Origin of the sequence: Scandinavium sp. (assembly GCF_051650185.1) — a bacterium.
Classification (GTDB): Bacteria; Pseudomonadota; Gammaproteobacteria; order Enterobacterales; family Enterobacteriaceae; genus Scandinavium.
Window position 1 is genome coordinate 1 of record NZ_JBOFIN010000152.1, and the last position, 26,560, is coordinate 26,560.

Consider the following 26,560-nt stretch of genomic DNA (forward strand, 5'->3'; position numbering starts at 1 on the left):
TGATGGCCTGGAGGCCATCATCTTTAATGGAATAACACTTGCGTACTACGACCGCAAAACCCAGAGTGTGGTCCGGATAGACTAAAAAGTGTTACCTATGTTCCCGGTCTGATCTGTCACCTATGTATCCGGTCATACATGGCGCTGACCGGGCCTACACGATCCTGTAGGCCGGGCAAACGCAGTACCGCCCGGCTTTCTTTTGGCTGCGGTGTGGCGTTTTCCCCTCTCCCAAACCCTCTCCCTCAAGGGAGAGGGGATCTGTCCGGTGTGTGGTCTTCTCCCTCTCCCTTTGGGAGAGGGCCGGGGAGAGGGGAAAACATTATTGTGCTGGCGCTGGAACAGGTTCCGCAGCCGGAGCCGCTTCAGTTGGCGCTGGCACCACAGGCTGCGCGGTACTCACTTCGCCGTTGGTCATCGTCTGTGTGACTTCTTGCTTGTTCATATTGATGGCGTGCAGCTGTCCGCTGACCGTTGGTTTAAGCGGCGCACTGGCCTGCACGTTGCCATGGGCTTTTAGCTGTATATTGCCATCGCCGGTTATCGGCAGCACCGGCCAGCCCCACTGTTGCAGGATATCTACCGGCACACCGCGACCGTTCAGGCTAATGGCGACTTCACGCTGCGGCTGCTGCGAGACGGCGGCTGTCGCTTCCAGAATGCCTTTCTCGGTGAATGCGCTCAGTTCGTTGATGTTTACCACGGAATCATTCGCCACCAGCTTCAGCGACGGACGACGGACATCCACACGATTAAACGTTGCCGCGGCGGCATTCAACGCAGCATTGCCGCGCCAGATGCCCCAGCTGCCGTTTTTCGCCAGCTGAAGATTATCGCCGTAGCCGTCGAGGGACGTGAGCTGCCACGGGAAATCCGGGTCGATGTCGATAACCAGATTTCGGCTGGCGGTGAATTTACTCAGGGTCACGCTTTGCAGCCATGCCGGGAGTTGATCCGCCCACAGCTGTTTCCAGTTTTTCGGCAGCGTGTATTCCAGCCCGGCCACGGCTGCGTCATCCAGCACCAGCGCTTTGCCATTGCGTAACCAGTTGCCGGATGTGCGCACCATGCCGCCTTCCCAGCGGGAGGTGAACTGGCGCACGGCGATGCCTTGCGGGGAGAATTCGGTGTTCAGAATGGGATCGACAAAATGCAGCGATCCGTAGATGAACTCATCGGCATTCATCGACAGGCGGCCACCGTCGCTGCTCCAGTCGCCTTTGCTGAGCGTCAGGTCACGCAAGCTCAAATCAAGATCGGCAATCGCCCAGTCCGGGCCTTGCAGGCGTGCATCAGTCACTTCCAGGCTGCCGATAGCCAGCGACGGCAAGGTGGTGAGCGGCGCGAAGAAATCCTGCAGTGATTTGTCGCTCTGGTAACGGATATCCGTCAGGCGCAGGCTGTCGACCAGCCAGCTGCCGTCGGCGTTACGTTTTGCATTGCCGGTAAGCGAGCCGCGCGCGATGTCTGCGCCAATGGTGCCGAGCGTCACTACGCCGTTATCAATGCTGCCCTGCACCAGGACGTTATTGGCTTCGATACCGTTGAGCGTCATCGAACCTGCGCTCATCTGAATTTGAGCCTGTTTGCCCAGCACATTTCCGGCTTCCGGGACCCACGGCGAGACGCCACCTGTCACACGCTGTGCGCTGAGCTCCCAGCCGGTTTCCGGGCTGTTAAAGGCCATATTGCTGAGCTGCAAAGTGTCGGCTTCAAAGGGGAACGGCGCGGTCGAGGACATCAGGTTCAGCGTCCCGTCCTGCAGGGTGATGGTATCGGCATGCAGCGGATCGGTGAGCTGGCGGCTGCTCAGGCCAATATCAACCGTTTTGGCAACCAGCGTGGCGGGTTTGCCATCGCGGCCAAAGGTGACATTTTTCAACAGAATATGCGAAGGCGAAGAGAAGCGGTGATCCATCGCATCAAAGACAATGTGGTAATCGGTGTGGGTTGAGATCCAGCCACTGACCTGGCGCGCACCCCAGCGGGTTTGCAGCAAAAAGTAGAACGCCAGCGCGACCAGCAGCACGGCGATCAACAGCCAGAACAACAGCTTCCCGATAAATTTCATCATCTTCCATCCAGTGAAGGGCTCATAAAGGAGTTATGCACGATTTGTGCGCAATCCTCAAGGAGGGATTCGTTTAATAAAATGTCACGGCGACGCCTGAAAGCGCCGCCGTGATTGAGATCAGTTCTTTTCTGGCGGGAAAACCAGATTCAGAACAATCGCGGTGATCCCGCCTGCGGCGATACCGGAGGAGAGCAGGTTTTTCAGCCAGTCAGGCGCGAACTGCAGGATCAGCGGCTGCTGAGAAACGCCCATGCCAACAGCCAGCGAGAGCGCGATAATCATAATCGCGCGACGGTTCAGCGGTTCACGCGACACGATGCGTACGCCGGAAGCCGCGATGGTGCCGAACATCACCAGCGTCGCGCCACCCAGAACAGGCTCAGGAATATGTTGCACGAAACCACTTACCGCCGGGAACAGGCCGAGGACAATCAGCATCAGCGCAACCACAAAGCCCACGTAGCGGCTGGCCACACCGGTCAGCTGGATCACGCCGTTGTTCTGACCAAAGCAGGAGTTCGGGAAGGTATTGAACACCGCTGAGACGAAGGAGTTCAGGCCATTCGCCAGCACGCCGCCTTTAAGACGCTTCATATACAGCGGACCGGAGACGGGCTGTTCGGAAACGTCAGAGGTAGCGGTGATGTCGCCGATGGTTTCGAGGGAGGTGATCATAAACACCAGCATCAGCGGCAGCAGCAGGTTCCAGTCAATGCCCAGGCCATAATAGAGCGGCGTTGGCACGGTAATCAGCGCCTGATTGGTCGGAGCGGTATTCTGCGGCAGCATATCCATCGCCCACGCCACGAGGTAGCCCGCCGCCATCGCAATCACCAGAGAAGCGATGCGCAGGTACGGGTTGCGCTGGCGGTTAAGCAGGATAATCAGCGCCAGCACCACGCCTGCCAGCAGCAGGTTTTTTGGCGCGCCAAAGGTGTGATCGGCCATGGCCGCATAGCCACCGCCAATCGACGTCAGGCCAACCTGAATCAGCGACAGGCCGATGATCATCACCACCACGCCGGAAACGAGCGGGGTAATAATGCGGCGTGCCAGATGCAGGACGCGGGAAAGCGCCATTTCCGTCACGCTTGCCAGCATCAGCGTGCCGAACAGCGCCGCCATCATCGTCGGAACATCTGCGCCACCGGTTTTCAAGGCGGTACCGCCCATGATCAGCGGCGCGACAAAGTTGAAGCTCGTCCCCTGAATCGAGAGTAAACCTGAACCGACCGGGCCCCAGGCTTTAATCTGAATAATGGAAGCCACACCCGAAGCGAACAGCGACATGCTGATGATGTGCTGAGTATCCTGCGCCGGTAAGCCGAGCGCCTGGCAAATCAGCAGGGACGGCGTGATGACCGCGACAAACATCGCCAGCAGGTGCTGAAAAGCGGCGAATAAGGTTTGTGGCAGAGGCGGACGGTCTTCAAGACGGTAGATAAGCTCGCTGTTTTGTGTCTGCGCAATCGGTTGCGCATTTTCAGCTTCGACGGTGTTCACTGACATGTTCAGAGGCAATCCATGGTGGAAAAGAGGGGATTTTAGCGAACTGCCAGGCAAAAGCAAACGGTTGCGGCTAATATAGTAAGGATGAATAAGCGACCAGTTTTTTATGCTGTTTATGCTTGTTTTGTCGCAAAATTCACCAGCTGCGGTAACTTTTTCTGTTAATTTTAGCCTCCTTTTGCGTAGAATTCGGCTCCTGATTCTAAACAAAGAGAACTTTTCGCTACAGGAAGAGACGTCGCGTGTCATTGGATCATGCGCAAACAAGGAGCTTTTATGTTTCATCTCGATACCTTATCGACGCTTGTTGCCGCAACGCTGGTGTTGCTGTTAGGACGCAAACTGGTCCACACCGTTCCCTTTTTCAAAAAATACACTATCCCCGAACCGGTTGCCGGTGGCCTGTTGGTTGCTGTCGCTCTGCTGGTGCTCAAAAAAAGCATGGGCTGGGAAATCGACTTTGATATGAGCCTGAAAGACCCGCTGATGCTGGCTTTCTTCGCGACCATTGGCCTGAACGCCAACCTCGCGAGCCTGCGTTCGGGCGGTAAAGTGCTGGGTTCATTCCTGATTGTGGTGGTAGGGCTGCTGTTAATGCAGAACGCCATTGGTATCGGGATGGCGAAAATGCTGGGCCTCGACCCGCTGATGGGCCTGCTGGCCGGATCTATTACGTTGTCAGGCGGCCACGGAACCGGTGCGGCCTGGAGCAAACTGTTTGTTGAGCGTTACGGTTTTGCCAATGCAACAGAAGTAGCCATGGCTTGTGCCACCTTCGGCCTGGTGCTGGGTGGCTTGATTGGCGGCCCGGTGGCGCGCTATCTGGTGAAACACTCTTCGACGCCAAACGGTACGCCGGAAGATCAGGAAGTGCCGACCGCGTTTGAAAAGCCGGACGTGGGCCGCATGATCACCTCGCTGGTGATGATTGAAACCATCGCGATGATCGCTATCTGTATCACGCTTGGGAAAATCGTTGCGCAATTGCTGGTCGGCACGGTGCTTGAACTGCCGACGTTCGTCTGCGTGCTGTTTATCGGCGTGATCCTGAGCAACGGTCTGGCTCTGCTGGGCTTCTATCGCGTGTTCGAGCGCGCCGTATCGATATTGGGCAACGTTTCGTTGTCACTGTTCCTGGCGATGGCGTTGATGAGCCTGAAGCTGTGGGAACTGGCCTCGCTGGCGCTGCCGATGGTGGCTATTCTGGCGGTGCAGACCGTGGCGATGGCGCTGTATGCGATCTTCGTGACCTACCGCATCATGGGCAAAAACTACGACGCCGCGGTGCTTGCAGCCGGGCATTGTGGTTTTGGTCTGGGTGCGACACCCACGGCGATTGCCAATATGCAGGCGATCACCGAACGTTTTGGCCCTTCACACATGGCGTTCCTGGTGGTGCCGATGGTCGGTGCGTTCTTTATCGATATCGTCAACGCGCTGGTGATTAAGCTTTATCTGCTGCTGCCGATGTTTGGCTAAAAAAATGCCGGGCGGCGCTTGCGCTTGCCCGGCCTACCATCTCCGGTGATCGTTGTAGGCCCGGTCAGGCGTAGCCGCCTCCGGGCGCACAGAGTTACTCGTGATCTTCCCACGCCAGCGCGCGTTTAACCGCTTTCTTCCAGCCGCTGTAACGGTAGTTACGCTCGGTGGTTTCAATCCCTGGACGGAACTCGCGCTCAATCACTGCTTTTTCCTGCAGCTCATCCAGATTCTGCCAGAAGCCAACCGCCAGACCCGCCAGATAAGCCGCGCCCAGGGCTGTCACTTCGCGTACTTCCGGGCGTTCTACTCGGGTGCCGAGAATGTCGGACTGGAACTGCATCAGGAAGTTGTTGGCGACCGCGCCACCGTCCACACGCAGGGCGTGTAAACGAATGCCGGAGTCTGCCTGCATCGCTTCCAGCACATCGCGTGTCTGATAGGCGATGGATTCCAGCGTTGCGCGGATGATATGGTTCGAGTTTACGCCGCGAGTCAGGCCGAAAATGGCACCGCGAGCATACGGGTCCCAGTATGGTGCGCCCAGGCCAGTGAACGCTGGCACCACGTATACGCCGTTGGTGTCGTTCACTTTGGTGGCGAAATATTCGGAATCGAAAGCGTCGTTAATCAGCTTCATTTCGTCACGCAGCCACTGAATGGACGCGCCCGCCATGAACACTGCGCCTTCCAGAGCGTAGTTCACTTCGCCTTTCGGGCCGCAGGCGATGGTGGTCAGCAGACCATGCTCAGATTTCACCGCGGTTTCCCCGGTGTTCATCAGCATAAAGCAGCCGGTGCCGTAGGTGTTCTTCGCCATCCCTTCCTTCACGCACAGCTGGCCGAACAGCGCCGCCTGCTGGTCACCCGCGATACCGGCGATAGGAATACGCGTGCCGCCCTTACCACCGATGTTGGTCTGGCCGTACACTTCGGAAGACTTACGCACTTCCGGCAGCATCGCGCGTGGGATATCCAGCGCGTCGAGCATTTTGTCATCCCAGTCCAGCTCATGGATGTTAAACAGCATGGTACGCGAGGCGTTGGTGTAGTCGGTGACGTGCACGCGACCCTGCGTCATACGCCAGATGAGCCAGGTATCAACGGTTCCGAACAGCAGTTCGCCTTTTTTCGCTCTTTCACGCGCGCCTTCCACGTGGTCGAGGATCCATTTTACCTTGGTGCCTGAGAAGTACGGGTCAATCACCAGGCCGGTCGCTTTGCGGACGTACTCTTCCATGCCATCGCGCTTGAGCTGTTCGCAAATCTCAGCGGTACGACGGCACTGCCAGACGATGGCGTTATAAATGGGCTTACCGGTTTCTTTATCCCAGACGATGGCCGTTTCACGCTGGTTGGTGATGCCAATGGCCGCCACTTCGTCGGAGTTGATGTCGGCCTTAGCCAGCACTTCAATCAGCGTGGAACTCTGGGATGCCCAGATTTCCATTGGGTCGTGCTCGACCCAGCCTGGCTTAGGATAAATTTGTTCGAATTCGCGCTGTGAAACGCTGACGATATTGGCGTCGTGATCCATGACGACGGCGCGGGAGCTGGTGGTCCCCTGGTCCAGCGCAACGATATATTTTTTGTCGGTCATATTCTTAAGTCCCGTAGTCAGATTACAGCGAAGCTTTTTGTTGTGAGGTGCTGCTGGCGGTGTCTTTCTCTTCCGCCACGCAGACGTCGCACGGTAAGTTGCGGCCAATCAGCTTGCGGTAGCCAAAGGCTCCGAGCGACGCGCCAACAATCGGTGCGAGCATCGGCACCAGGAAATAAGGGATATCTTTGCCACCGGTGAAGGCAACATTGCCCCAACCCGCAAGCCAGGCGAACGTTTTCGGCCCCAGGTCACGAGCCGGGTTCATCGCAAAGCCGGTCAGCGGCCCCATTGATGCGCCAATGACCGCAATCAGCAAGCCAATCAGCAGTGGCGCCATTGGGCCACGAGGCACCCCGTTGCCGTCATCCGTGAGCGCCAGAATAACGCCCATCAGGATAGCGGTAATGACCATTTCTACCGCGAAGGCCTGCACAAAATTGATATGTGGGTTCGGATAGGTGGAGAAGATACCTGCCAGATCGAGGCTTTCGACGCTGCCGCGCACCATATTGTGCGTGTGTTCAAAGTCGATGAAAAGATTGTAGTAAAGCCCGTAAACCAACGCCGCTGCGCAAAAGGCGCCGGCAAATTGAGAAATGATGTAAGGAACAACTTTACGCCCATCGAAACAGGCAAACAGCCAGAGTGCAATTGTGACTGCCGGGTTCAGATGTGCGCCGGAAACCCCTGCAGTCAGGTAAATGGCCATCGCCACGCCCAGACCCCAGATAATACTGATTTCCCACTGACCGAAGCTCGCGCCTGCAACTTTTAGCGCCGCCACGCATCCAACACCGAAGAAGATCAACAACCCGGTACCAAGGAACTCGGCAATGCACTGGCCTTTTAAGGTTGATGTTTGACTCATGATCGGATCCTGAAGACTGATGAATGATGATTGTGAACATGGAGGTCGAAGACGACCATGCTGCCATGTAGGCATAGTGTTAATTTATCGTTAACGAGCAAAAGCGAGAAATATCGAAATCAAAATCTGTGTGCCTCGTCAATAAAATGAGCGTTTTCGCGCCATCAAACGCGCATAGCGATCGCAAAAAGGGCGATCTTCGAATCACTCATTTAACGAATGAATTAACAATTAAGGGGTATTTGCGCCGAACGCTCCAGGTATAGACCGAAAAGTGTTGCAAACCACGATCTACGCGCCCCGGCGCTGGACAGGGAGGGCGGCGCTCCATACAATCGCAAGCAGAGCAGTGCACTTATTTTCGTTAAGGCGTCGCCGGGGTTCCGGGACGAGTTCAACGCCTTGCAAATTCAGGAGAGGTATGACGATGTCATTAGAAGTGTTTGAGAAACTGGAATCTAAAGTACAGCAGGCGATTGATACTATCACTCTGCTGCAGATGGAAATCGAAGAGCTGAAAGAGAAAAACAACTCCCTGGCTCAGGAAGTTCAGAACGCTCAGCACGGTCGTGAAGATCTGGAGCGCGAAAACAGCCAGCTGAAAGAACAGCAACACGGCTGGCAGGAACGTCTGCAGGCGCTGCTGGGCCGCATGGAAGAAGTGTAAGCGCTTCAGATTTTCACAAAAAGCCCCCGGCATCGTTGCGATCCGGGGGCTTTTTGTTGTGCCGCGTTCAGCGAAGTCAGGGGCTATTTTTCTTTTTCGGCGTAGCCGTAGCGCATCTCACCGTAGCCGTAGTAGCTGCTGACTTTTCTGACGATCCCATTAAGGATACAGCCTTTCACGGCAATCCCGCGCTGCTCCAGGTAGCGCAGACTCAGTGCAATCTCTTTTACGGTGTTGGCTTCGAAGCGTGCAACCAGCATGACGGTGCCCACATAGCGGCCAATAATCGACGCATCCGTGACGAGCAATACCGGCGGCGTATCGATAATCACCAGGTCGTAGCGCGACGAGGCCTCCTTCAGCAGCGCTTCAAACCGGGGATGCATCAACAGCTCAGAAGGGTTGGGCGGGATGGTCCCTCGGGCGATAAGATCGAACCCGGCATCCGGCACCGGGGTGAGCGCCTCTTCAAACGTGTATTTGCCGCTGAGGATATCGGAAAGCCCTCGCTCATGGTGGCTCTTCACCAGATGATGGACATATCCCTTCCGCATATCCGCGTCGATAAACAGCACTTTCTTCTGCGCCTGTGCGGTGACGGCGGCCAGGTTGCTGCTGATAAAGGTTTTGCCGGAGCCAGGCGTTGCGCCCGAGATCATCAGAAGGTTGTTTTTGGCCTCCATCATGCCGAAATGCAGGCTGGTTCGCAGCCCGCGTATCGCCTCGATAGCCTGATCCGCCGGGTTCGCCTCCGCCAGTAAAACATCGGAGGTGTTCTTTTTCCGCTGGCTGTTTTTCTGGTGCAGCCATTCAGAAAAGGGAACGTTGGCATAGACGCTGATCCCGCGCTCTTCAAGCAGGTCCGCCGAGACAATTCCCTGGCGCAGGAAGCTGCGCAGCAGCACGAGACCCACGGATAAGAAGAGGCCCAGAATAAAGCCCAGCAGGACAATCAGCAGCTTCTTTGGCGCAATGGGGTGCGTCAGCGTGACGGCTTCGTCAATGATGCGCACATTGCCGATGGCGCTCGATTTCGCAATGCTCAGCTCCTGCTGGCGATTGAGCAGCTGCAAATAGACGGCCCGTCCAGACTCCACGTCGCGGCTCAGGCGTAGCACCTCCTGCTGGGTCGCGGGCATGGCGCTCACCCGTTTGCTCAGCGCCGCTTTCGCGTTTTGCAGCGTGGCCCGTTTTTCCATTAGCGCGCGGTAGTTGGGGTGATCTTTTTTGTAGAGCTGAGAGACCTCAGCCTCGTGAAACGTCAGCTCGTTCAGCTGGTTGTCGACGTTAACGCTCTGTTCAAGCACGCTTTTGGCTTCGATATTGAGGTCAACGGAGTCTTTCTGCTTGCGGTAGGCGTTGAGCTTATCCTCTGCGGCATTGAGATCGCTGCTGACCCGGGGAAGCTGGGCATTTAAAAAATCGAGGCTTCTGGCATCCTGTGCGGCCTGGCGGGCAATATTCTGCGTCAGATAATGGTTGCTGATATCGTCCAGTACGCGGCTGATAAGGTGTGGATCCTGCCCGGTCAACTTCAGGATCAGCATGCCGCTGCCTTTTCCCTGGGTGGTCACGCTAAAGATTTTTTGCAAATCGGCAATCGCCAGCAGGCGGCTCTTGCGGGTGAGCGTGAACTGAGCGTCTGGCCGGGCGTTGATTTGGCGCACCACCAGGCTCACCCCGGAATCGTGCAGCCGCTCTCCGGTGCGGCCCTCCAGCCTGAACCCTTCTCCCGTCAGGCGGTAGTGGGTCCCGTCGATGACGGTCAGCGTTGCCGTTGCGCTATCGCTGATACCGCCAGGCAGCTCAAATTGGTCGATAACCAGCGAACCCGGTTTTTCTTTTTTTACTCTGGCCAGCGCACGGCCAATGAGAGGGAAATAGTCGGGGTCGACCTGGGTCTGAAGATTGAGAGCGTCAACCGTTTTGCCGAGGATCATGCGCGACTGCAATAGCGCGATTTCCGGGTCCGACTGCGGTTCGCTATCCGGCAACACCCCTGCCAGATTGTTCAGCAGGGCGTTGCTCTGCTTCTGTTCAATCTGAATCAGGGCATTTGCCTGATACACGGGCGGGTTGTTGAGCGCATACACGATCGCGATAAGGGTAAAAGCAGCGGTGATGCTCAGGATCAACCGATAGTGATCGATAAGTTCAGCGAGGAGTCGCAGGAGATCGATCTCCTGGGTGTTGCTGTCGGCCTGTAAATGCCGGGAGGAGCCTGTTGAAGACATGTCTTTACTACCCTGATTAATCGCTAAGCTTTTCGACCCAGCCCTGACAGGCCTGATCGATTAACTGATAAATGTGCTCAAAGGCTTCGTCGCTTTTGTGCCACGGGTCTGGAATATCCCTGGTCTGAAGCCAGTGACCTAACAACATGGTTTTGCTGCGCGCCTCGGGTGAAATCCTTGAGATGTGCCGAAAGTGCTCCGCTTCCATCACCAGAATCAGGTCGTATCTGGCCCCCAGGGAAGCCGTAAACTGGCGGCTCTGGTGCCCCTCCAGCGATAAACCGTGGCGCTGGGCTATGCGGATGGCCGCTGCGTCCGCCCGGCGGGCTGTCCGGACGTCGATCCCTGCGGAATCCACTGTTTTATGCGCAAGGGCACGACGCAGCAGCCGCTCACCAATCGGCGAACGGCAGAGGTTGGCGGTACAGACGATCAATATGGCTTTCGGCATGAAGGCTACCAGGTTCGGATAAATCGGGTGGTTTCGGTCAGATCGTGCACGCCGGTGATTGTCGGAACCAGCTGTGAAACGACCCGGTTCCAGCGCACCACAGGGGCACTGGTGACGTAGACGATGTCATAAGGCTGAAGCTGAAATTCGGTGCTGAGAACCATGGATGCGGCATCCCTCGCATCAAGCTGGTAGATATCGGCAATTTTGCCGCCGGGGTCTTTTTTCTTCTGGCGAATCACAAAAATCCCCGAGGCGTCGGCCAGGTTTTGATTAATACCGTCCGCATTGCCCAGGGCTTCTGCCAGCGTCATCCCGCTGCGATCCATTTTCAGCGTGCTCTGTCTGCCCACTTCGCCCATCACAAACACCTTCAGGTCGTCGTTACGCGGAACGAAAAGAATATCGCCAGGGGAGAGTAAATGGTTGTGGCTTAAATCGCCGCGCTGCATCAGGGCATAGAGCGAAATCAGCGTGTCTTTACCGTCATGGGTCAGTACCACATTTCGCCAGTCGGCATCCTCGGTGAGCCCACCGGCGGCATTAATGGCATCCATAACGGTTAACGGAATATTGGTGATCGCCTGCTGACCTGATTTATCGACCTCGCCCGTGACGTAGGCATGCTGAGAACGGAATGACGCGATGCTGACATCGACCTGAGGGCTTTCAATGACGGTCTCCAGCCGACGGGTGAGCAGATCCCTGACCTCATCAAGGGATTTCCCGGCCACCTTCAGCTTGCCCGCATAGGGGTAGAAAATGGTGCCGTCGGACTTCACCCAGTTGCCGGTATCGCTGCTGCTGCGGTACTGGCCTGCCGGGGTGGTGAGCTCCGGGTGATCCCACACGGTAACCATCAGCACGTCGCCAACGCCAATCCGGTACTCATAGTTTTTGATACGCAGATCCAGCTCAGGGTTAGGGCGAGAGGTCACTGAGGGGCCGCGTAAGCTATCGATAATCTGGGGCGTCACAGGGGAAATACTCACCCTGCTGTCGAGGTTAACGTGGCTGTCAGGAACGGCGACTTTCTTTTTATTCGAAGTATTCAGATGCTGGCCGGGTATCAGAGTACAACCGGTAAGTAGCACAATGGCAGCGGCAAAAAAACTGATTTTAGCAATTCTGTTATTCATAAATGAGATCGACGATAAAGTAACTGGCCTGGCGGGATTAATTTCAATGACGCATTACCAGTAAAGGAAATTTATTTCCTTTACTGTTCGACAATTAAAAAAAGTTTCCCGGCATGGGCCAAAAAAGGGCTGGGTCCGAATGCAAGCCCTGTTTTTTCAGGGCGTGCAGCGTAGCTTAATAGAAATTAAGCCGCAAATGAATAACGAGCTGGATCCCAAATTAGACATTACATACGAGGTCAGTTGGCCTTCAATAAGGACATTATTGATGAAAGTCACACAATGATAAAAATAAGATAAATAATTAGTTAAATACTTTTTAGGACTTTCAGATAAAACCAAAATAATGACGGATAGTTGACTCTGTTTATCCCGGGTAAATATATTTCCGCCAACGTAAGCAGCAGATTAATGCGGGCCGACGGGCTGGCGGCGATCGCCCATTTATTCCATAAATGCATAGCCAATCTTTTTTTATTCTTTAATCATCTTGTTGGTTTCTGGCAGGCTACGCTCATCACAACATCACATAAGAGAGCGGTCGATGAACAAGTTAGGCCTGGGGTTAACGCTTCTGCTGGCATCTGCCGGCGTTCTGGCAAAGGACATTCAGTTATTGAACGTGTCGTACGATCCGACGCGTGAACTGTACGACAACTACAACAAAGCTTTCAGCACTTACTGGAAACAGAAGACCGGTGACGATGTCGTTATTCGTCAGTCGCACGGCGGTTCCGGTAAGCAGGCCACTTCTGTTATCAACGGTATTGAGGCCGATGTGGTCACGCTGGCGCTGGCTTACGATGTGGATGCGATTGCCGAACGTGGGCGCATCGACAAAAACTGGCTCAAACGTCTGCCGGACAACTCTGCCCCTTACACCTCGACCATCGTGTTCCTGGTGCGCAAAGGCAACCCGAAACAGATCCATGACTGGAACGATCTGATTAAACCGGGCGTTTCCGTGATTACCCCGAACCCGAAAAGCTCTGGCGGCGCGCGCTGGAACTATCTGGCGGCCTGGGGCTACGCGCTGCATCACAACAACAACGATCAGGCCAAAGCGCAGGATTTCGTGAAGGCGTTGTATAAGAACGTGGAAGTGCTGGATTCCGGCGCTCGTGGGTCAACCAACACCTTCGTTGAGCGTGGCATTGGTGATGTACTGATCGCCTGGGAAAACGAAGCGCTGCTGGCGACCAAAGAACTGGGTAAAGACAAGTTTGAAATTGTGACCCCAAGCGAGTCGATTCTGGCTGAGCCAACGGTGTCTGTGGTCGACAAAGTGGTGGATAAGAAAGGCACTCGTGAAGTCGCGGACGCCTATCTGAAATACCTCTACTCGCCGGAAGGCCAGGACATCGTGGCGAAAAACTACTACCGTCCTCGCGATGCTGACGTGGCGAAAAAATACGAAAGCGAATTCCCGAAACTGAAGCTGTTCACCATCGATCAGGAGTTCGGCGGCTGGGCGAAAGCGCAGAAAGAGCATTTCTCTAACGGCGGTACCTTCGACCAGATTAGCCAGCGCTAACTCTCATCCTGGTGCCGGGTGGCGTTATCGCTTACCCGGCTTACCCTACGATTTATTGATTTCCCTGATTGTTTTTTAGCCATAAACCCCGGTTAATGGCCTGGCACGCAGATGCGTGAGGACAATCAAGGAATGAGGCATGGACAGACTAACGCCGGTTCGCCCGTGGCCCGCGCTCATCGCGGTCACTATCACTTTTGTTATCTGGTTTATCATCCCTGTACCCCATGGCGTCACACCGGAAGCCTGGCATTTGCTGGCGCTTTTTATCGGCACCATTGCGGCCATTATCAGTAAGGCGATGCCCATCGGGGCGATTGCGATCGTCGCCATCATGCTGGTGGCGATGACGGGCGTCACCAACCCTGGCAAGCCTGCTGCCGCGCTGAATGATGCGCTGAGCGGGTTTTCAAATTCACTCATCTGGCTGATTGGCCTGTCGATAATGCTGTCGCAAAGTTTGCTGAAAACCGGCCTTGGCGCGCGTATTGGCTACGGCTTCATTGCCTTATTTGGCAAACGAACGCTGGGGATTGCCTGGGCGCTGACGCTCGCCGAAACACTCATTGCGCCTGTGACGCCAAGCAACACCGCGCGCGGCGGCGGCATCATTCATCCCGTGATGCGCGCCATTGCCGACAGCCTCGGCTCCCAGCCCGGCAACAGTGAAAATGGCTCGACAGGCCGCTATCTGGCGCTGGTGAACTACAACATCAACCCGATAAGTTCGGCGATGTTTATCACTGCCACCGCGCCTAACCCGCTGATTGTTAATCTGATGATGAAAGGCACTGATGGCGCTCTCGAGATGACGTGGGGAATGTGGGCCATTGCCGCTTTACTGCCTGCGGCTGTGTCGCTGCTGGTGATGCCCATTGTCATCTGGTGGCTTTATCCGCCAGCGATCACGAAGACACCTGATGCGCCGCAGTTTGCTCGCGAGAAGCTCGATGAGCTTGGGCTGTTGTCTCTGGCTGAGAAAATCACCCTCGGCGTGTTTGCGCTGCTGTTGTGCCTGTGGGCAGGCGTTCCCGCGTTTGTGATGGGCAGCGGCTGGACGGTTAACCCGACCAGCGCCGCGCTGATTGGGCTGTCGATTCTGCTGTTAACCGGCGTGCTGCACTGGGACGATATCCTCAAATGCCGTGGCGCCTGGGACACCATTGTCTGGTTCGCTGCGCTGGTCATGATGGCGGAATTTCTCAGCAAGCTTGGCCTGGTAAGCTGGCTGGCGACCAGCATCGGCGCAACCATCGATGGGCTGGGCCTGCACTGGAGCGTGGCGACGCTGTTTTTAATTCTGCTTTATGTCTATTCGCACTACTTCTTTGCCAGCACGACCGCGCATATCACCGCCATGTTCGCCGCTTTTTTTGCCGCCGGGCTGGCGCTGGGTGCGCCGCCTGCATTGCTGGGGCTGATGCTCGGTTTTTCTTCATCGCTGATGATGTCGCTCACCCATTACGGGACCGGCACTGCACCGATCATCTTTGGCTCCGGCTACGCCACGCTTGGCGAATGGTGGAAAACCGGGCTGGTGATGAGCGTGGTAAACCTGATTATCTGGGGCGTGACAGGCTCGGTGTGGTGGCACTGGCTCGGCTACTGGTAAGGTTGACGCGACAAAAAGTCATAAAGGTATGTTATATCTGAGGTTACTTCATCACTCAGGAAAGTCACATGTCTAAGCAAAAGCGCCGCCTTGTCGGTTTGTTGGTTGTCATCCTGTTGCTGGTGGGCGCTGGCGTGTGGCTGTACCCGAAGGGGGATCCGAATGCGCTGCGCCATTTTGTTATCGACCAGTGCGTGCCGAACCAGCAGCAACATCAGTCTCCCGCACCTTGTGCTTCGGTAAACCTGAAGGGCGGCTACGTGCTGTTCAAAGACCGCAATGGGCCGCTGCAGTATCTGCTGATGCCGACTTACCGCATCAACGGTACGGAAAGCCCGCTGCTGTTGAACCCGCATACGCCAAACTTCTTCTGGCAGGCCTGGCAAAACCGCCAGGTGATGAGTGCTCGCCACGGTGCGCCAGTGCCGGATTCGGCGGTGTCGTTGACTATCAATTCGCGCACCGGGCGCACGCAGAATCATTTTCATATTCATCTTTCCTGTCTGCGCCCTGACGTGCGTGAACAGCTTAATGCCAGCGCTGACGCAATCAGCAGCCGCTGGTTGCCTTTGCCCGAAGGCCTGCGCGGGCATAAGTATCTTGCCCGCCGGGTAACGGAAACGGAGCTGGTGCAAAAAAGCCCTTTCCTGATGCTGGCGGAAGAGGTGCCAGAAGCGCGTGAGCATATGGGACGCTTTGCGCTGGCGATGGTGCAGCAGAATGACGGGACGTTTGTGCTGCTCGCCACAGAACGCAATCTGCTGACGCTGAATCTGGCTTCCGCCGAGGAAATCCAGGATCACCGCTGCGATATCCTGAAATAAGCCTACCCGTTCTGGCGTTTACCTGTTTCTCCTGTCGTCGTAGACTTGCTGAAAAAAACGACAGGAGACAGGTATGTCGCTCTGGCTTTCACACCCTCTGTTTTTACCCTCGCTGATTGTTGGCCTGACCATTGTGCTTTGGGCTACCTCGCTGCTGCCGGAATTTATCACCGCGCTGCTGTTTTTTACCCTCGCAATGGTGGCCAAAATCGCTCCGCCAGACGTCATCTTTGGTGGCTTTGCCTCCTCAGCGTTCTGGCTTGTTTTCAGCGGATTTGTGCTGGGAATAGCCATTCGTAAAACGGGTCTGGCAGACAGGGCGGCTCGGGCCTTGTCCGCGAGAATGACCGACTCGTGGCCGCTAATGGTGGCAAGCGTCGTCTTACTCAGCTACGCGCTGGCTTTTGTGATGCCTTCAAACATGGGCCGGATTGCACTGCTGATGCCCATTGTGGCGGCGATGGCGGCGCGGGCGGGTATTCATGAAGGGACTCGCGCCTGGTATGGTCTGGCGCTTGCCGTAGGGTTTGGCACGTTCCAGCTTTCCGCCACCATTCTGCCTGCTAACGTCCCGAATCTGGTGATGAGCGGCGCGGCGGAAGGGTCTTACGGCATTCATCTCAACTACCTCCCTTACCTGTTGCTGCATACGCCGGTGTTAGGGTGGCTGAAAGGGGTATTGCTGATTGCGCTGATTTGCTGGTTATTCCCGGGCAAGCCGCAACCGCCGGGTGAGGTTATCGCCCCAACTCCCATGAGCCGCGATGAGAAGCGTCTGGCGTGGCTGCTGGCGATAGTGTTAATCCTTTGGGTGACCGAAAGCTGGCATGGCATAGGCCCGGCGTGGACGGGCCTGGCGGCGGCCTTTGTCACGTTGTTGCCACGGGTGGGGTTCATCAGCGGCGAGGAGTTTGCGACGGGCGTAAATATCCGTACCTGTATTTACGTGGCGGGTATTTTGGGGCTGGCGATTACGGTGACGCAAACCGGTATTGGCGAGGCCGTCGGGCAAATGTTATTGCAGATGATGCCGCTCGACCCTGCTCGCCCCTTCACCAGCTTCCTGGCGCTGACCGGGATCACCACCGCCCTGAACTTCATCATGACCGCCAACGGCGTTCCGGCGCTGTATACGACCTTTGCGCAGAGCTTCGCTGACGCGACAGGTTTTCCGCTGCTCAGTGTGATAATGATTCAGGTGTTGGGGTATTCCACGCCGCTGTTGCCGTATCAGGCTTCACCGATTGTCGTCGCGATGGCGCTAGGAAAAGTGCCTGCAAAGGCCGGGATGCTGCTTTGCCTGATGCTGGCAGTGGCGAGTTATCTGCTGCTGTTACCGCTGGATTATGCGTGGTATCAGCTGCTCGGCAGGCTATAAAAAAGCCCGGTCGCGATGACCGGGCCTTGTGATTCGTTGTAGGGCGGGTAAGCGTTCGCGCCACCCGCCATGACAGCTTTAAGCCTGTTTAGCGGCTTCTGCTGCTTTAACGATGACCGCAAAAGCGTCAGCTTTCAGGGAAGCACCGCCAACCAGCGCGCCGTCGATGTCTGGCTGGGTGAACAGCTCAGCTGCGTTCGCCGCGTTCACGGAACCGCCGTACTGGATGATCACTTGTTCAGCCACTTTCGCGTCGGCTTTAGCAATGTGGTCACGGATGAATTTGTGAACCGCCTGAGCCTGAGCTGGGGTTGCAGATTTGCCGGTACCGATTGCCCATACTGGTTCGTAAGCGATAACTGCGCCTTCGAAAGCCGCTGCGCCCTGAGTTTTCAGAACGGCGTCAATCTGACGTGCACAAACTTCTTCGGTTTTGCCCGCTTCGTTTTCTGCTTCGGTTTCACCGATGCACAGAACCGGAGTCAGACCCTGCTCTTTCAGCACGGCGAATTTTTTGGCGATCAGCTCGTCAGATTCTTTGTGATAAGTACGACGCTCTGAGTGACCGATAATGATGTACTGAGCACCGATATCTTTCAGCATTTCCGCAGAGGTTTCACCGGTGAATGCGCCAGACAGGTTCAGGTCAACGTTCTGCGCGCCCAGATTGATGTGGCTGCCGCCAGCGGCCTGTTTTGCCAGATCGAGGTACATTTCTGGTGGAGCGATGGCTACGTCACAACCGGTCACGCCGCTCAGCTCTTTACGCAGGTTAGCAACCAGCTCGTTTACCATGTGGCGGCTGCCGTTCAGTTTCCAGTTACCCATCACTAAAGGATGTCGCATTTGAATTCTCCACGCTACTTAAGCGAATTAAGGAAGATGGCCGCCCGTCAGGGCAGCATGGTCTGTGAAACAGTATAGAGATCCGGCGCGGGAAAGGCTTTGCTTTTTGTCATTTATTGTTGCCTTGCAGTGACTCAGATAGCGCCAGCTTAATCGGTTCAATTGCGAAGGTTAGCCCTTTTTCGCCGTTGTCCGCGACAACATAGCGGATGGCGCCTTCACTGGTACTGTAATAGCGTTTACTTTTTCCGGCCGTGAACAATTTTTGCAGTTTCTGCAGGCTTTGCGCTTTGGTCACTGAAGGGGTGAACACGCGAATCATGGCGCTCATGTATTCGTAAGCTTTCGCTTTTGCGGCTTTCTGTTCCGGGCCCTGAATCGGCAGCCAGGTTATCTGCATCGATTTTATCTTCAGCGTGCCGCGCTCAAGCGCCGTCGAGGCATACAAATTTTCGTTAATTTTGCTGGCAGCGCGGGTCAGCGCCAGCTGATCGCGGCTGGTGGTGATGGAACGAAACTCGTTCAACGGCAGCGTTGGATTGTCGGCATTAAACGTCTCCCGGAATTGGCTAATGGAGAGGTCAAACGTCGGTGAACCGGGCAGTAAGTAAGGCGCAGTGGTGGTGTCGGCGGGTTCAGCAGATAGCGCGTACGGCCCGACAACCAGCGTTGTAAGCCCGATAAAACACAGAGTCAGCCATTTCGTCATTGATACCACCTGAGCATTTTCATGCTGACGATTAAAACGGTAAACGGCCCCGCTTGTCAAAAAGAGACCACTTCGGGGTAAACTACGCGGCATGATGATAACCAGGAATTTTCCATGACCCTACAGCAGTGGCTTTTTTCGATTAAAGGGCGCATTGGGCGCCGTGACTTCTGGATTTGGATGGGCATCTGGGTGCTGGCGATGATTGTCCTGTTCACGCTGGCCGGAAGTGGCTGGCTGAATCTGCAAACCGCCGCTTTTGCGCTGGTGTGCCTGCTGTGGCCGACAGCCGCCGTGACGGTAAAACGCCTGCATGACCGAGGAAAATCAGGCATTTGGGCGTTGCTGATGGTGCTGGCCTGGATGCTACTGGCCGGTAACTGGGCGGTGTTGCCGGGCGTCTGGCAATGGGGAGTTGGGCGGTTTATCCCGACGCTCATTATTGTGATGATGCTTATCGATCTGGGTGCGTTTGTGGGCACCCAGGGCGAAAATAAATACGGAAAAGAAACGCTGGATGTGAAATACCGCTGATCACCAGTAGTGTTCAGCGGTCATATGGCCCGGCCGACGGCGCAGGTGTTTGGTCATCTGCCGGGTGTCTTTCAGCAACTGCTGCGTATCTCGCACCATTTGCGGGTTACCGCATAGCATCACGTGGCTGTTTTCAGCCGTCATCGTCAAACCAACCGCTTCTTCCAGTGCGCCGATTTCAATCAGCGCCGGAACGCGTCCGGTTAATGAGCCAGAAACGCTCTCACGGCTCACCACGGTTTGGATCCGCAGTTTTCCTTCGTAGCGTTGCTGTAGCTCCAGCATCAGCGGCAGATAGCTTAAATCGGCGGCGTAGCGCACGGCGTGAACCAGCACCAGATTGCTGAAGCGCTCAAGATCTTTGCCTTCCTGCAAAATCGACAGATACGGCCCGAGTGCTGTGCCGGTCGCCAGCATCCACAAGGTGTCGCAGTCCGGCACTTCATCCAGCACGAAGAAGCCCGCGGCTTCACTCACCAACTGAACTTCATCCCCGGGCTTCAACGCCGCCAGGCGAGGGCTGAGTTTACCTTCCGGCACCGTGACCAGATAGAACTCAAGATCGGGATTATTGGGCGCGTTGACGTAGGAGTAGGCGCGCTGGACGCGCTCGCCGTCGATTTCCAGCCCAAGCTTGGTGAATTGTCCGGCCGTAAAGGGGTGAACGGGGGCATGAACGGTGAGGCTGAACAGGGCGTCTGTCCAGTTCTCGACTTTGGTGACTTTTCCGGTAACCCACTCCGCCATGATTTTCTCCTCGTTGCGTTGATAGTGCTATCTTCGCCAGGTAAGAAGAAGATTTCCAGCCCTCAACAGGCTGGAAAGCTCTTGCGGACAAATGATTTACAGGATGTGCAGCTGGATTTCCGGGTCTTTGCGGTCCAGATAGTGAATGGACTGAATACGGCGGATGGTGCGCGATTTGCCACGAATAAGCAGCGTTTCCGTCGTGGCGATATTGCCCTTGCGGGTGATCCCTTCCAGCAGGTCACCTTTGGTGATGCCCGTGGCCGAGAAAATCACGTTATCGCTCTTCGCCATTTCATCCAGACGCAGCACTTTCCCGGCTTCAATGCCCATTGCCGCACAGCGTTCCAGCTCAGTCTCACCAATACGACGGTTTTCTTCAGAATCGCCTTTGACGTCATGGCGAGCCAGCAGGCGACCGTGCATATCGCCATCCAGCGCGCGAATCACTGCCGCAGACACCACGCCTTCTGGCGCGCCGCCAATGCCGTAAAGCACATCCACTTCGCTGTCTGGCATGCAGGTCAGAATGGAAGCCGCAACGTCGCCATCCGGGATCGCGAAGACACGAACGCCCAGTTTTTGCATGTCGGCAATCACTTTATCGTGACGAGGTTTCGCCAGAATGGTGACGGTCAGCTCTTCCAGCGGCTTATCGAGTGCATTGGCAACATTGCGCAGATTCGTTTCCAGCGGCAGATTGAGGTCGATAACGCCTTTCGCGCCAGGGCCGACAATCAGCTTTTCCATGTACATATCCGGCGCGTTCAGGAAGCAGCCTTTATCGCCCACCGCCAGCACCGCCAGCGCGTTGGCCTGCCCCATGGCCGTCATGCGGGTGCCTTCAATCGGGTCTACGGCGATATCCACGGCATCGCCGTTGCCGGTACCAACCTGCTCGCCGATAAACAGCATAGGCGCTTCATCAATCTCACCTTCGCCAATCACGATGGTGCCGTCGATGTTGACCTTATTGAGCATGATGCGCATCGCGTTAACCGCTGCCCCATCTGCGGTGTTTTTGTCACCACGGCCCAGCCACTTGTAGCCCGCCAGGGCGGCAGCCTCAGTCACACGCGAAAATTCGATGGCAAGTTCTCGTCTCATAACGTACTCATTGTGAAAGCTAAAATGGCACGCAGCCGCGAAGGGCTACGCGTTGGAATAACGTTCGGTTTCCGGCATCCAGCGCTCAATCAGCGCCAGGGCCTGCTGCGGATATTTTTCGTGAATGTGGCGTGCAATGCGCTGAACATCGGGGATCATGGCCTGATCGCGCAGCAAGTCAGCGACTTTGAATTCAGCGTTCCCGGTCTGACGCGTACCCAGCAGTTCACCCGGGCCGCGGATCTCCAGGTCTTTTTGCGCAATTACAAACCCGTCGTTACTGTCGCGGAGGACTTGCAGGCGTTTTTGCGCGGTTTTCGACAGCGGCGCTTTATAGAGTAGTACACAGTGAGAAGCGACCGCGCCTCGCCCGACGCGCCCGCGAAGCTGGTGCAGCTGCGCAAGCCCCAGACGTTCCGGGTTTTCGATAATCATCAGGCTGGCGTTGGGCACATCCACGCCGACTTCAATCACCGTGGTGGCAATCAGCAGGTGCAGCTCGCCTTGCTTGAAGGCCTGCATCACTGCCTGTTTTTCTGCGGGCTTCATACGCCCGTGGACAAGGCCGATATTCAGTTCTGGCAGGGCGATTTTCAGCTCTTCCCAGGTGGCTTCCGCCGCCTGCGCTTCCAGTAAATCTGACTCTTCAATCAGGGTGCAAACCCAGTAAGCCTGGCGCCCCTCGTGGGTGCAGGCGTTACGTACTCGGTCAATAATCTCGTTGCGACGAGTATCAGCAATGGCAACGGTTGTCACAGGCGTACGCCCTGGCGGGAGTTCGTCGATAACGGAAGTATCGAGATCGGCATACGCCGTCATTGCCAGCGTGCGCGGGATAGGCGTTGCGGTCATGATCAACTGGTGAGGATGGAAGCCCTGCTGCTGGCCTTTTTCCCACAGCGCCAGACGCTGGTGGACACCAAAGCGGTGCTGTTCGTCGATAATCACCAGCGCCAGACCGTTAAACTGCACCTGTTCCTGGAAAATGGCGTGCGTGCCGACCACCATCTGCACCTGACCGCTGGCAATGGCTTCCTGCTGTGCCAGACGCGCTTTACCTTTCTGTTTGCCAGCCAGCCAGCCCACTTCAATGCCAAGCGGTGCAAACCAGTTACGGAAATTGTTGGCATGCTGTTCTGCCAGCAGCTCTGTTGGTGCCATTAGCCCAACCTGCTTGCCATGAGCAATAGCTCGCAGCGCGGCAAGGGCGGCGACCAGCGTTTTACCCGAACCGACGTCGCCCTGCACCAGGCGCATCATCGGGATATCCTGCGCCATGTCTTGTTCTATTTCGGCCACCACCCGCGCCTGTGCGCCAGTGGGTTTGAACGGCAATGCTGCCAGCAGGCCGTTTTTCAGATCGTCTTTGGCGCTGAGCGGCTCGGCATGATAACGCTGCGCGCCAGCGCGCAGAGCAAGCATGCTGAGGTTATGGGCCAGCAGTTCTTCCATAATCAGGCGGCGCTGGGCGGGATGTTGCCCGCTCTCCAGATCGGTTAACTGTAATGACGGCGGAGGGCGATGAAGGGTGCGCAACGCTTCAGGGAGACTCATCAATCCTTGCGCAAGTTCCGGCGGCAGCAGTTCGGCGATGGCGCAGGTATCGAGTAGATCCAGCGCCTGATCGGTGAGTTTCCTCAATGTCGCCTGGCGTACGCCTTCCGTTGTGGGGTAAACCGGGGTCAGCGTTTCCTGTAGTTCTGGTTCGCTTAAATCGCCCTGAATACGGTATTCAGGGTGGATCATCTCTGCACCGTATTTTCCACGCTTCGCTTCGCCGTAGGCCAGCACCCGGCGGCCAGTGGCGAGACTGTTCTTCATCGCTGCATTGAAGTTGAAGAAACGCATGGTGAGGATGCCAGTGCCGTCGCTTATCTGGCAGGTCATCATCCTGCGGCCGCCGAAGGTGATGTTGCTGTTGAGTACTTCACCTTCTACCGTGGCGTAAATGCCCGGCAGCAGGTCGTTGATAGGGTAGAGGTGGGTGCGGTCTTCATAACGTAGCGGCAGATGCAGCAGCAAGTCCTGTACGTTTAACAGGCCTATTTTTGCCAGCTTGCTGCTCTGCGCGGCGCCCACGCCGGTGAGGGCGCTGAGCGGCACGGCATCCAGCAGGCGGCCTTTCATGGCTTATTTCGCCGCCTGCATGGTGGCCCACCAGGCTTCGTCTGCCTCGATTTCGCCAAGAGTGTTCACATGCGGATAGGGCAGTTTTTTTCGCTTCGCCACGTGTGCCAGCACCGGGTAGCCCCCTTCAAACAGCAGTCGCTGTTGTTCCTCATCAGGCAGCATGCTGTTGGCACGTTTGTACATGCCTGCGTTTTGTCGCTGGCGCTGCGCTTCATAGAGGATCAGGGCGGATGCTACGGAAACGTTGAGAGACTGCACCATGCCGATCATCGGGATAATAATGTCCTGATCCGCAAGGTCCAGCGCTTCCTGGGTAATGCCGGTTTTCTCCTGACCCATCAGAATACAGGTCGGGCGGGTGTAATCTATTTCGCGGAAATCGACGGCTTTATCAGACAGGTGCGTGGCGAGAATTTGCATCCCACGGCCTTTCAGCGTGCTAACGGCTTCGCCGATGGTTGGATGGGTTTTCACCTGCACCCAGCTATTGCTGCCTGCGGCGGTAGACGCCATGGTACGTATGCGGTTGCCCGGCCAGACGGCGTGTACTTCATGGACACCGACGGCATCGGCAGTGCGAACAATCGCCGAGACGTTATGAGGTTTGTGGACCTCTTCCATGCAGACCGTCAGATCAGGCTGACGCCTGGCGAGCATCTCACAGATACGCGCATAACGCTGTGGATTCATAACACTAGTTTCGGTTACGGGTGACTTTAATCACATCCGGCATGACGCGAATTTTACGCATGATGTTAGCCAGATGGACGCGATCGCGTGCCGTCAGACGAATAAAGGCGCTATAGACGCGACCATCTTTCTCTTCGGTATTCAGGCTCTGAATGTTCGATGAGGCGGTGTTGATCGCGGCGGTAAGATTCGCCAGCGCACCCTGATGGTTGAACATATCCACCTTAATTTCGGTAATAAATTCCTGTTCGGTCTCTTTATCCCATTCGACCGCCATGAATTTTTCCGGCTCTTTCTGGTAACCGCGAATGTTTCGGCAGGACTCGTGGTGGATAACCAACCCTTTGCCTGGGCTGACGTGGGCGATAATCGGATCGCCCGGAATAGGGCGGCAGCATTTAGCAAAGGTGATCAGGACACCGTCAGCGCCTTTAATCGGCAGATGGCCGTGACCGGCAGGCGTTGGCTGCGCTGCGCTGGCTTCGCCCTGCTGAAGGTTTTTCGCCACCACGACGCTCATGGCGTTGCCAAGGCCGATTTCGGCCAGCAGATCATCCAGCGTCGCAAGCTTCATGCGTACCAGCTCACGATGGATATTTTCCTGAGGAATTTCAGCCAGTTTACGGCTGCCACCCAACGCGTGGTTCAGCAGACGGCGGCCGAGGCTCACGGAATCATCACGCTTGAGGTTTTTCAGCAACTGACGAATTCTGGCACGCGCTTTGGAGCTGACGACAAAGTTCAGCCACGCAGCATTCGGGCGAGCGCCCGGTGCGGTGATGATTTCCACGGTCTGACCGCTGCTGAGCGGCTGAGACAGCGGATAAGGCTGCCTGTCGACGCGTGCACCCACGCAGGCGTGACCGATATCGGTGTGCACTGCATAGGCGAAATCGACCGGTGTCGCGCCAGCGGGAAGTTCGACAATGCGGCCTTCCGGGGTGAAAACATAAATCTCATCCGGGAAAAGATCAGATTTTACGCTCTCAATGAATTCAAATGAGCTGCCCGCGCTCTGCTGCAGTTCCAGCAGGCTTTGCATCCAGCGTTGGGCGCGGATTTGTGCGGTAGTACTGCTCTCGCCGTTCTCTTTATAAGCCCAGTGGGCGGCAACCCCCATCTCTGCCATCACGTCCATGTCTTCGGTGCGAATTTGCACTTCGACCGGCACGCCATGAGGACCAATCATGGAAGTGTGTAAAGATTGATAGCCGTTCGCCTTTGGAATGGCGATGTAGTCTTTCACACGACCAGGACGTGGCTTATACAGGCTGTGCATCTGGCCTAAAACGCGATAACAGGTATCAACGTCATGAACGATCACGCGGAAAGCGTAGATATCCATGATCGAGTGAAAACGCTGCTCTTTAAGCACCATTTTGCAGTAGATGGAGTAGAGATGCTTTTCACGACCGCTGACGCGACACGGAATACCCGCTTCCTGCAAACGCCCGTCAATTTCCGAGAGGATTTTTTGAATCATCTCTTTACGGTTGCCACGCGCGGCTTTCACCACTTCTTTGATGACCCGGTAGCGGTTTGGGTACAGCGCTTCAAAACCCAGCTCTTCGAGCTCAGTTTTAATGTGATGAATACCTAAACGGTGGGCCAGTGGGCTGTAAATTTCCAGCGTTTCACGGGCGATGCGGCGACGTTTGTCCGGACGAAGAGAGCCCAGCGTGCGCATATTGTGGGTACGGTCGGCGAGTTTGATGAGGATGACGCGGATATCCTGCACCATCGCCATAATCATCTTGCGGAAGTTTTCGGCTTGCGCCTCTTTCTTGTCGCGGAACTTGAGTTTATCAAGTTTCGACACCCCTTCTACCAGTTCAGCAACGCTTTTACCAAAAAGCTGCTCCATGTCCTGGTAGGTGGCGGGGGTATCTTCAATTACATCATGCAGCAGGGCGGCCATCAGCGTTTCATAGTCGAGTTTCATCTCGGCCAGAATGCAGGCAACGGCTACCGGGTGCGTGATGTAGGGTTCACCACTTGAGCGTGTTTGTCCCTCGTGAGCATCACGTGCAACGAGATAAGCCTGCTGAAGACGTTTGATTTGGTCTTCGGGCAGGTAAGTTTGAATCAGTTGATTCAGGCTCTCAAACAGATACAAGGGCGACCCGCAGGGTTAATTAACGACGACCTTCAGCAATGGCGGTGACGGCCTGCAGTTCTGCGGCTTCCTGCTCTTGCTGCTCCTGGCGCTCACGCACATCGAGGATCTGGTTGTTGATCAGACCTTCTTCGATTTCGCGCAGCGCGATAACGGTAGTTTTATCGTTTTCTTCCGCAACCAGCGGATCTTTACCGCCCACCTGCATCTGACGAGCGCGACGCGCGGCGACCAGTACTAAGTCAAAACGGTTACCAATTTTCTCTACAGCGTCCTGAACAGTTACGCGTGCCATATAGTTGAAGCTCC

22 protein-coding genes are annotated in these 26,560 nt (G+C 55.9%); 7 read left to right on the top strand and 15 right to left on the bottom strand.

Features of this window, described 5'->3' with window-relative positions; genetic code table 11:
- Positions 1–322 precede the first annotated feature (322 nt).
- The gene (locus tag ACRCWW_RS21320; RefSeq protein ID WP_438684216.1) at positions 323–2,071 is read right to left on the bottom strand and encodes an AsmA family protein; all 1,749 of its coding nucleotides are present in this window, start codon (positions 2,069–2,071) and stop codon (positions 323–325) included.
- A 120-nt stretch (positions 2,072–2,191) separates the two neighbouring features.
- Positions 2,192–3,583, bottom strand: a complete 1,392-nt coding sequence (locus tag ACRCWW_RS21325) for a nucleobase:cation symporter-2 family protein (protein ID WP_438684194.1) — start codon at positions 3,581–3,583, stop codon at positions 2,192–2,194.
- A 276-nt stretch (positions 3,584–3,859) separates the two neighbouring features.
- On the opposite strand from ACRCWW_RS21325, the gene gltS reads away from it, so the two are divergent.
- Positions 3,860–5,062, top strand: coding sequence for a sodium/glutamate symporter (gltS, locus tag ACRCWW_RS21330; RefSeq protein ID WP_438684195.1), 1,203 nt, complete (start codon positions 3,860–3,862; stop codon positions 5,060–5,062).
- A gap of 94 nt (positions 5,063–5,156) precedes the next feature.
- Here the strand turns inward: gltS and glpK are convergent, their stop codons facing one another.
- Together glpK and ACRCWW_RS21340 are read right to left on the bottom strand one after the other, a co-directional pair.
- On the bottom strand, positions 5,157–6,662 hold the full coding sequence (gene glpK / locus ACRCWW_RS21335) for a glycerol kinase GlpK (RefSeq protein ID WP_404656546.1): 1,506 nt from the start codon (positions 6,660–6,662) through the stop codon (positions 5,157–5,159).
- 22 nt (positions 6,663–6,684) lie between these two features.
- The gene (locus tag ACRCWW_RS21340) at positions 6,685–7,533 is read right to left on the bottom strand and encodes an MIP/aquaporin family protein (RefSeq protein WP_438684196.1); all 849 of its coding nucleotides are present in this window, start codon (positions 7,531–7,533) and stop codon (positions 6,685–6,687) included.
- Between the two features lie 421 nt (positions 7,534–7,954).
- Between ACRCWW_RS21340 and zapB the strand changes: the two genes are divergently transcribed.
- On the top strand, positions 7,955–8,200 hold the full coding sequence (zapB, locus tag ACRCWW_RS21345; protein WP_330984677.1) for a septal ring assembly protein ZapB: 246 nt from the start codon (positions 7,955–7,957) through the stop codon (positions 8,198–8,200).
- Between the two features lie 83 nt (positions 8,201–8,283).
- On the opposite strand, the gene ACRCWW_RS21350 is transcribed toward zapB, so the two are convergent.
- From ACRCWW_RS21350 to ACRCWW_RS21360, 3 genes are read right to left on the bottom strand one after another with little or no spacing between them, the layout of a single operon-like run.
- On the bottom strand, positions 8,284–10,434 hold the full coding sequence (locus ACRCWW_RS21350) for a polysaccharide biosynthesis tyrosine autokinase (protein ID WP_438684197.1): 2,151 nt from the start codon (positions 10,432–10,434) through the stop codon (positions 8,284–8,286).
- Positions 10,435–10,450: 16 nt separating this feature from the next.
- On the bottom strand, positions 10,451–10,885 hold the full coding sequence (locus ACRCWW_RS21355; protein WP_438684198.1) for an arsenate reductase/protein-tyrosine-phosphatase family protein: 435 nt from the start codon (positions 10,883–10,885) through the stop codon (positions 10,451–10,453).
- Positions 10,886–10,890: 5 nt separating this feature from the next.
- Positions 10,891–12,024, bottom strand: coding sequence for a polysaccharide export protein (locus ACRCWW_RS21360; protein ID WP_438684199.1), 1,134 nt, complete (start codon positions 12,022–12,024; stop codon positions 10,891–10,893).
- A gap of 544 nt (positions 12,025–12,568) precedes the next feature.
- On the opposite strand from ACRCWW_RS21360, the gene ACRCWW_RS21365 reads away from it, so the two are divergent.
- The 4 genes from ACRCWW_RS21365 to ACRCWW_RS21380 all read left to right on the top strand — a co-directional run bounded on the left by ACRCWW_RS21365 (position 12,569) and on the right by ACRCWW_RS21380 (position 17,372).
- Positions 12,569–13,558: a sulfate ABC transporter substrate-binding protein gene (locus tag ACRCWW_RS21365; protein ID WP_438684200.1), complete on the top strand. Its 990-nt coding sequence runs from the start codon at positions 12,569–12,571 to the stop codon at positions 13,556–13,558.
- 139 nt (positions 13,559–13,697) lie between these two features.
- Complete coding sequence (locus ACRCWW_RS21370) at positions 13,698–15,170, top strand: DASS family sodium-coupled anion symporter (protein WP_438684201.1); 1,473 nt, start codon at positions 13,698–13,700, stop codon at positions 15,168–15,170.
- 68 nt (positions 15,171–15,238) lie between these two features.
- Positions 15,239–15,994, top strand: a complete 756-nt coding sequence (locus ACRCWW_RS21375; RefSeq protein WP_438684202.1) for a CDP-diacylglycerol diphosphatase — start codon at positions 15,239–15,241, stop codon at positions 15,992–15,994.
- A 73-nt stretch (positions 15,995–16,067) separates the two neighbouring features.
- A complete protein-coding gene (locus ACRCWW_RS21380; protein ID WP_438684203.1) occupies positions 16,068–17,372 on the top strand; it encodes an SLC13 family permease in 1,305 nt (434 codons plus the stop codon).
- Positions 17,373–17,450: 78 nt separating this feature from the next.
- Here the strand turns inward: ACRCWW_RS21380 and tpiA are convergent, their stop codons facing one another.
- Positions 17,451–18,218 (bottom strand): triose-phosphate isomerase, encoded by a 768-nt coding sequence (tpiA, locus tag ACRCWW_RS21385; RefSeq protein WP_438684204.1) that lies wholly within the window; start codon positions 18,216–18,218, stop codon positions 17,451–17,453.
- Between the two features lie 109 nt (positions 18,219–18,327).
- Positions 18,328–18,927, bottom strand: a complete 600-nt coding sequence (locus ACRCWW_RS21390) for a DUF1454 family protein (RefSeq protein WP_438684205.1) — start codon at positions 18,925–18,927, stop codon at positions 18,328–18,330.
- 114 nt (positions 18,928–19,041) lie between these two features.
- On the opposite strand from ACRCWW_RS21390, the gene ACRCWW_RS21395 reads away from it, so the two are divergent.
- Positions 19,042–19,461 carry a DUF805 domain-containing protein gene (locus ACRCWW_RS21395; protein ID WP_438684206.1) on the top strand — a complete coding sequence of 140 codons (420 nt, stop codon included), beginning with the start codon at positions 19,042–19,044 and terminating at the stop codon, positions 19,459–19,461.
- Here ACRCWW_RS21395 and fpr read toward each other — a convergent pair whose 3' ends face one another.
- From fpr to rpoZ, 6 genes are all read right to left on the bottom strand, one after another.
- Positions 19,462–20,208 carry a ferredoxin--NADP(+) reductase gene (fpr, locus tag ACRCWW_RS21400; RefSeq protein ID WP_438684207.1) on the bottom strand — a complete coding sequence of 249 codons (747 nt, stop codon included), beginning with the start codon at positions 20,206–20,208 and terminating at the stop codon, positions 19,462–19,464.
- Between the two features lie 96 nt (positions 20,209–20,304).
- Positions 20,305–21,315, bottom strand: a complete 1,011-nt coding sequence (gene glpX / locus ACRCWW_RS21405) for a class II fructose-bisphosphatase (protein ID WP_438684208.1) — start codon at positions 21,313–21,315, stop codon at positions 20,305–20,307.
- A gap of 45 nt (positions 21,316–21,360) precedes the next feature.
- A complete protein-coding gene (gene recG, locus ACRCWW_RS21410) occupies positions 21,361–23,442 on the bottom strand; it encodes an ATP-dependent DNA helicase RecG (RefSeq protein WP_438684209.1) in 2,082 nt (693 codons plus the stop codon).
- 3 nt (positions 23,443–23,445) lie between these two features.
- A complete protein-coding gene (trmH, locus tag ACRCWW_RS21415) occupies positions 23,446–24,135 on the bottom strand; it encodes a tRNA (guanosine(18)-2'-O)-methyltransferase TrmH (RefSeq protein WP_438684210.1) in 690 nt (229 codons plus the stop codon).
- A gap of 4 nt (positions 24,136–24,139) precedes the next feature.
- Positions 24,140–26,251 carry a bifunctional GTP diphosphokinase/guanosine-3',5'-bis pyrophosphate 3'-pyrophosphohydrolase gene (gene spoT / locus ACRCWW_RS21420; protein WP_330984687.1) on the bottom strand — a complete coding sequence of 704 codons (2,112 nt, stop codon included), beginning with the start codon at positions 26,249–26,251 and terminating at the stop codon, positions 24,140–24,142.
- A gap of 19 nt (positions 26,252–26,270) precedes the next feature.
- Positions 26,271–26,546: a DNA-directed RNA polymerase subunit omega gene (gene rpoZ / locus ACRCWW_RS21425; RefSeq protein ID WP_031523238.1), complete on the bottom strand. Its 276-nt coding sequence runs from the start codon at positions 26,544–26,546 to the stop codon at positions 26,271–26,273.
- Positions 26,547–26,560 lie beyond the last annotated feature (14 nt).

Excerpts from the sequence above, each read along its gene's own strand:
- rpoZ (WP_031523238.1), bottom strand. The coding sequence starts at position 26,546 with ATGGCACGCGTAACTGTTCAGGACGCTGTAGAGAAAATTGGTAACCGT.
- ACRCWW_RS21325 (WP_438684194.1), bottom strand. The coding sequence starts at position 3,583 with ATGTCAGTGAACACCGTCGAAGCTGAAAATGCGCAACCGATTGCGCAG.
- ACRCWW_RS21365 (WP_438684200.1), top strand. The coding sequence starts at position 12,569 with ATGAACAAGTTAGGCCTGGGGTTAACGCTTCTGCTGGCATCTGCCGGC.
- ACRCWW_RS21390 (WP_438684205.1), bottom strand. The coding sequence starts at position 18,927 with ATGACGAAATGGCTGACTCTGTGTTTTATCGGGCTTACAACGCTGGTT.
- tpiA (WP_438684204.1), bottom strand. The coding sequence starts at position 18,218 with ATGCGACATCCTTTAGTGATGGGTAACTGGAAACTGAACGGCAGCCGC.
- zapB (WP_330984677.1), top strand. The coding sequence starts at position 7,955 with ATGACGATGTCATTAGAAGTGTTTGAGAAACTGGAATCTAAAGTACAG.
- glpX (WP_438684208.1), bottom strand. The coding sequence starts at position 21,315 with ATGAGACGAGAACTTGCCATCGAATTTTCGCGTGTGACTGAGGCTGCC.
- ACRCWW_RS21360 (WP_438684199.1), bottom strand. The coding sequence starts at position 12,024 with ATGAATAACAGAATTGCTAAAATCAGTTTTTTTGCCGCTGCCATTGTG.
- ACRCWW_RS21355 (WP_438684198.1), bottom strand. The coding sequence starts at position 10,885 with ATGCCGAAAGCCATATTGATCGTCTGTACCGCCAACCTCTGCCGTTCG.
- ACRCWW_RS21370 (WP_438684201.1), top strand. The coding sequence starts at position 13,698 with ATGGACAGACTAACGCCGGTTCGCCCGTGGCCCGCGCTCATCGCGGTC.
- ACRCWW_RS21395 (WP_438684206.1), top strand. The coding sequence starts at position 19,042 with ATGACCCTACAGCAGTGGCTTTTTTCGATTAAAGGGCGCATTGGGCGC.
- trmH (WP_438684210.1), bottom strand. The coding sequence starts at position 24,135 with ATGAATCCACAGCGTTATGCGCGTATCTGTGAGATGCTCGCCAGGCGT.
- ACRCWW_RS21380 (WP_438684203.1), top strand. The coding sequence starts at position 16,068 with ATGTCGCTCTGGCTTTCACACCCTCTGTTTTTACCCTCGCTGATTGTT.
- glpK (WP_404656546.1), bottom strand. The coding sequence starts at position 6,662 with ATGACCGACAAAAAATATATCGTTGCGCTGGACCAGGGGACCACCAGC.
- fpr (WP_438684207.1), bottom strand. The coding sequence starts at position 20,208 with ATGGCGGAGTGGGTTACCGGAAAAGTCACCAAAGTCGAGAACTGGACA.
- ACRCWW_RS21320 (WP_438684216.1), bottom strand. The coding sequence starts at position 2,071 with ATGAAATTTATCGGGAAGCTGTTGTTCTGGCTGTTGATCGCCGTGCTG.
- recG (WP_438684209.1), bottom strand. The coding sequence starts at position 23,442 with ATGAAAGGCCGCCTGCTGGATGCCGTGCCGCTCAGCGCCCTCACCGGC.
- ACRCWW_RS21350 (WP_438684197.1), bottom strand. The coding sequence starts at position 10,434 with ATGTCTTCAACAGGCTCCTCCCGGCATTTACAGGCCGACAGCAACACC.
- ACRCWW_RS21375 (WP_438684202.1), top strand. The coding sequence starts at position 15,239 with ATGTCTAAGCAAAAGCGCCGCCTTGTCGGTTTGTTGGTTGTCATCCTG.
- gltS (WP_438684195.1), top strand. The coding sequence starts at position 3,860 with ATGTTTCATCTCGATACCTTATCGACGCTTGTTGCCGCAACGCTGGTG.
- ACRCWW_RS21340 (WP_438684196.1), bottom strand. The coding sequence starts at position 7,533 with ATGAGTCAAACATCAACCTTAAAAGGCCAGTGCATTGCCGAGTTCCTT.